The organism is Dissulfurispira sp. (assembly GCF_036745535.1).
Lineage (GTDB): Bacteria > Nitrospirota > Thermodesulfovibrionia > Thermodesulfovibrionales > Dissulfurispiraceae > Dissulfurispira.
This window is the reverse complement of sequence record NZ_DAIOFX010000104.1, coordinates 1-4,720: the sequence shown is the minus strand read 5'-3', so window position 1 is coordinate 4,720 and position 4,720 is coordinate 1. Positions and strand designations below refer to the sequence as shown.

At 42.5% G+C, this 4,720-nt stretch carries 8 protein-coding genes and 2 pseudogenes; 4 read left to right on the top strand and 6 right to left on the bottom strand.

Annotated elements, in window-relative coordinates; all coding sequences use genetic code 11:
• The first annotated feature begins 280 nt into the window (after positions 1–280).
• The 4 genes from V7L97_RS11315 to V7L97_RS11300 are packed head-to-tail and all read left to right on the top strand — an operon-like array spanning position 281 to position 1,213.
• Positions 281–505, top strand: a complete 225-nt coding sequence (locus V7L97_RS11315) for a type II toxin-antitoxin system HicB family antitoxin (RefSeq protein ID WP_333656042.1) — start codon at positions 281–283, stop codon at positions 503–505.
• On the top strand, positions 498–698 hold the full coding sequence (locus V7L97_RS11310; protein ID WP_333656039.1) for a type II toxin-antitoxin system HicA family toxin: 201 nt from the start codon (positions 498–500) through the stop codon (positions 696–698). Before V7L97_RS11315 ends, V7L97_RS11310 begins: the two co-directional genes overlap by 8 nt.
• Before the next feature lie 37 nt (positions 699–735).
• On the top strand, positions 736–891 hold the full coding sequence (locus tag V7L97_RS11305) for a hypothetical protein (RefSeq protein WP_333656037.1): 156 nt from the start codon (positions 736–738) through the stop codon (positions 889–891).
• A gap of 13 nt (positions 892–904) precedes the next feature.
• Positions 905–1,213, top strand: a complete 309-nt coding sequence (locus V7L97_RS11300; protein ID WP_333656045.1) for a cyclic nucleotide-binding domain-containing protein — start codon at positions 905–907, stop codon at positions 1,211–1,213.
• A 46-nt stretch (positions 1,214–1,259) separates the two neighbouring features.
• Here V7L97_RS11300 and V7L97_RS13130 read toward each other — a convergent pair.
• From V7L97_RS13130 to V7L97_RS11265, 6 genes and pseudogenes are all read right to left on the bottom strand, one after another.
• A pseudogene (locus V7L97_RS13130) lies at positions 1,260–1,573 on the bottom strand (carboxymuconolactone decarboxylase family protein).
• Between the two features lie 39 nt (positions 1,574–1,612).
• Positions 1,613–2,209: a flavodoxin family protein gene (locus V7L97_RS11285; protein WP_333656034.1), complete on the bottom strand. Its 597-nt coding sequence runs from the start codon at positions 2,207–2,209 to the stop codon at positions 1,613–1,615.
• Positions 2,209–2,703 (bottom strand): rubrerythrin family protein, encoded by a 495-nt coding sequence (locus V7L97_RS11280; protein ID WP_333656032.1) that lies wholly within the window; start codon positions 2,701–2,703, stop codon positions 2,209–2,211. The genes V7L97_RS11285 and V7L97_RS11280 overlap by 1 nt, the downstream gene beginning before the upstream one ends.
• An 11-nt stretch (positions 2,704–2,714) precedes the next feature.
• A complete protein-coding gene (locus V7L97_RS11275) occupies positions 2,715–3,929 on the bottom strand; it encodes an FprA family A-type flavoprotein (RefSeq protein ID WP_333656030.1) in 1,215 nt (404 codons plus the stop codon).
• Between the two features lie 12 nt (positions 3,930–3,941).
• Positions 3,942–4,358, bottom strand: a complete 417-nt coding sequence (locus tag V7L97_RS11270) for a ferritin-like domain-containing protein (RefSeq protein WP_333656028.1) — start codon at positions 4,356–4,358, stop codon at positions 3,942–3,944.
• 165 nt (positions 4,359–4,523) lie between these two features.
• Positions 4,524–4,720: pseudogene (locus V7L97_RS11265) on the bottom strand (hypothetical protein); the annotation flags it as partial.

The window sequence follows — 4,720 nt, the reverse complement described above, 5'->3', positions numbered from 1 at the left end:
GACCATTAATAAAGAAAGATTTGCCCGAACGGCAAAATGCTTGAGGTTAACACCAAAGGCTACGCCCTTATCAAGCACTCGAACCGTTAAGGAAAACTACGCCAGCTTGTTATAGGGTTGAGTTAAATGGTATATTTGGACATTGAGGAGGTGATTTAAATGGCGGGAGTTAAGCAGCAGGTTATTCAGATGATTCAATCCTCGCGAAGAAATTGAAAAGCGAATGTCCAAATGGCTCGTAAAGTAATCATTATGGTAATCCTTAAAAAGGGGGAATATAATGTCCTACAAAGTCAGCATCGTAATAGAAAAAGATGAACACGGTTATTATGCCTACTGTCCTGAACTTGAAGGCTGCCAATCGCAGGGAGACTCAATAGAGGAAGTTATAGCAAACATAAAAGAAGCTGTTGAACTCTATTTGGAGACACTATCAGAAGAAGAAATAAAAGAGTCTCTGAGCAAAGAAATTCTGACTACTGCAGTAGAGGTACAAGTTGCCTAAACTGCCACAATTAACACCTCAAGAGGCAGAGGCGATGTTATTTAAAGCTGGATTTGAATGGGTTAGAAGTAAGGGTAGTCACAGGATATATATGAAAGGAAAAAGAAGGGCTGTTATTCCTTTTCCTGCAGGAAAAGCATTACATCCCAAAATAGTTAAACAAGTTGTTAAGGCGATAGAAACTGCTGAATGAAAATTATGGATTGCCTGCAACGGTGATAACAACAAAAATGGAAAACGTTAGCCAAGAAAAGATAATAGAATCCCTGAAGAAGATCCCCTTCTTCAGGGATTTCACAGATGAAGATCTGTCCCTGCTCCTCAAGATTACGCAGTGGCTGAGGTTTCAGCCCGGAGACATCATTATAAAAGAGGGGGGCATCTGAAAAAAACTTTTCCATTATTCTCAAGGGGAGCGTTTCAATCAGAAAGAGGACAGGGGTCGGGGCTTATAAAAAGACTATATGCAACCTTTCAATGGGACAGAGTTTCGGCGAGATGTCCTTTGTGACAGGAAAACCGAGGAGTGCGGATATAGTGGCTGAAGATGAGACGTATGTGCTCAGGTTCAATTCAGAGGACATTCAAAAGGAACACGGAAACCCTCAATACGCACCGCTGCTACTTAAGTTCTACAAGAAATTCTCGGAGATACTTGCTGAAAGACTGGAAGATGCAGATAAACAGCTCGTCAAACCTTTTATGTAAATACAGATAAAAGGCTGATGCTCCGCATCAGCCTTGCGCAGAGAACTTATTTCCCTTTTATAATATCATCTGCCCAGCTCAATGCAGCAGAGACAGTCGGGAATCCGATTGTGCTTGAAAGCAGTATTATTGCATGGTAGATTTCCTCAGGCTCTGCCCCTGCCTCCAATGCCCTCCTTGTGTGGGAATGGACCGACCCCTCAGACCTTATGGCAGCGCAGCTGCCAATTGTATGAGATGAGCGGTCTTCTCAGTAATAGGGCCTGCTGCCTTTGCAGCCTTTCCAAGATTATCAATAGCCTTGAAATACCCCTTAAACCTCTTTTTGATGTTCAGATACTGCTCCGGTAACTTTGACATGGCTTCTTCCCTCTTTAAATTAATTTTGCAAAAGTCAGTCTAACCCGACTGTATAGCCACCAATCTCTTTCCTGCTTCATACGTCTCTTTCAACGCAGTTGGATGCTCAAGGATTGCGCCTTTTGCATCAACTCCTGTAAAACTCAATGTCTCGTGTTCTGAAACACTGACTGTCCTGAAGAATGCCTTTGCCGTTGCCTCTGCACACTGGATGCCGACCTCTTTTTTCATTCCCCCGACCAATAATAAAAGCCCCTTTCTTCCGTATCGTCCTTCAGGAATTGGTTTGTTCAAAAGATACTTCTCGCACCAGAATGCCTGACACCTGTCTATCATTATCTTTGCCTGTGCGCTTACGCCGAAAAAGAAGATAGGGGAGGCAAGGATTATCCTGTCCGCCTCCCTTATGGCATCGTATATCTCATCTATATCGTCGTTTATGATGCACTTGCCTGTTTTGTCGCATCCCCCGCAGTCCTGGCAGGGTTTTATGTTCATGGAATTGAGTTTGAATAATCTGATATCATGGCCTGATTCATGTACGGGCTTTAATGTTTCCTTCAGTAGTATGTCTGTATTCCCCTCTATCCTCGGACTGCCCTGAAATGCCAGCACCTTCATTCTATCTCTTGGCATTAGTCTATTTCCTTAAATGCCTGTTTTTTTGCTCCGCAGATGGGGCATTCATCCGGGGCTTCGTTTTCAACAGTGTTGCCGCAGACCTGGCATACATAATAATCAACATCGGGGTTTTTGCCGAGGTTTTCGAGTGCTTTCTTGTAAAGTTCTGCATGGATCTTTTCTACCTCATTGGCGAAATTGAAGCTCCTCAATGCACCGTTATTTCCCTCAGTCTTTGCATCTTCTATCATCTGAGGATACATCTTCTGGAATTCGTATGTTTCGCCGTTTATTGCCTCATCGAGGTTTTCCTTTGTGGATTTTATTCCTCCTGCCTCTCTTAAGTGATTGTGTGCATGCACTGTCTCAGCTTCTGCAGCAGCCCTGAATAGTTTTGCAACCTGCCTGTATCCTTCCTCTTCAGCCTTTTTTGCAAAGGCAAGATATTTTCTGTTGGCCTGTGATTCGCCTGCAAATGCCTCCAATAAATCCTTCTCAACTTTACTCACAATATGCCTCCTTAAAATTTCTGATGATATTCCTTTACTTTTTTTGCAAACTCTTTTCCAAATTCATAGCATTTTGTCTCGTCTTCAAACGAAGGCTTAAAAAGTATCTGTAACCCTGGTTCAAATATCTCAAGTCCCATTCGCTTGAAGTCTTCATATGCCTCTTTTACTGCACCGCCTCCCCATCCATAGCTTCCGAATGCGCCGACAATGCGGTTCTTTGGCCTTAAGCCGCGAAGATGCGTCAGGAAGTGGGCAACACTGGGATACATGATATTGTTAAGAGTCGGCGTACCTATGAGACAGCCTCTCGATTTCCAGAACTCCTTAATTGCAATGCTCATTGGCGTAGCCCTTAGCTTAATAACCTTGCATTCAACTCCTTCATCTTTTATCCCCTGCATAATTGGTAATGTCATCTGCTCTGTACTGTGCCACATGGTGTCATAAATAATAGAAACGCTAAGGTTTGTTTTGCTATTTGCCATGTCCAGATACATCTGCAAAACTTTCTGCGGATTTGCCTTCCATATGATGCCGTGGTCAGGGGCGATCATCTCTATTTCCAGTCCTAACTTCTGGATGTCTGCAATCTTTGCCTTTATCAATTGTCCGAATGGCATAAGGATATTTGCATAATAATCTATAACTGCATCTTCAAGCTCAGACATTGACTGACAAGTTATAAACTCGTCATCGAATCTGACCGCAGATGCGATATGCTGGCCGAATGCATCCTGACTGATGAGTATTTTTTCTTCCTTTATATAGGTCATCATTGAATCAGGCCAGTGAAGCATTGGCGTCTCTATAAAGAGAAGAGTCCTCCTGCCTATATTAAGGGTATCCCCTGTTTTTACGATTTTTATATTCCATTTCGAAGTATCAAAGAACCTGTCAAGACCCTTTTTGCCCTTCTCTGTTATATAGATGGCGGCATTGGGCGTTAAATCCATAATTTTGTCGATGCTCGTTACATGGTCGTTCTCTATATGGTTTATGACAACATTTCTTATCTTTGAAGGATCAACAACAGACCTTATATTTTTAATAGTAATATCAGAAAAGTCGTATTTAACCGTATCCAGAAGGGTTATTTCTTCATCCATTATCAGATAGTTGTTATACGTTGTTCCGCGTGGGGTTTCATAGCCGTGAAAGTCCCTCACTGCCCAGTCGATTGCACCTACCCAGTATATGCCGTTTTTGAGTTCAACAGCCTTCATAAATCCTCCGAATCACTCTTCTAAGAGCGTGCTGAATGTATTGTGATGATTTTCTTCGTCGGCTAAAATCTGCTCAAAAAGCTTTTTTGTTGTATAATCGTTTTCTTTTTCCGCGAGTTTTATAATGTCTTTATACATTGCTATAGCTTCCTCTTCGGCCTTTTTGTCTATCGTTAGCATATCCTTTGTGTTCTTACCGATATCGATGGGTGCAGGCTTTGTTGTCGGCGTGCCTCCGAGATAGTCGAGCCTCTCTGCAATGAGTTCCGCGTGTATCATTTCGGCAATGGCTATTTGCCTGAATATAGGGCCGATTGCCTGTGCATTAATCCCCCTGACCATTATATGCTGCCACATGTACTGGATGCTTACCTGCATTTCTCTCGCTATTGCGTCATTGAGTTTTTCTAATAATTCCTTGCTTGCCATAATGTAATGCCTCCTTAATGTATTGTTTTTTCTTTTTGAAAGATTTTATAACCGCAGACATAACATCTCGTCTCATCCTCATCCGTCCAGAGTTTCACCTCATAACCGCAGATAGGGCACGTTATCTCTGTCGGAAAAGGGATGCTTTTAACCGAACAGTGGCTCCTATTTTTTATCTCCAATTTTTGTCTTTCTCCATCCTTCATTTTGCAGCCTCTCTATCCTTTCTTTTGCCCATGATTTCATTTCCTTGAGATACAATGTCGGATTGCTCTTTGCAAGAGACGCGATCTTTTCCCGCTCTTTGACGCTGTCTATATGATCCCCGGGATAAATGCCATTCCATGTGCAGTAGCCTTTAT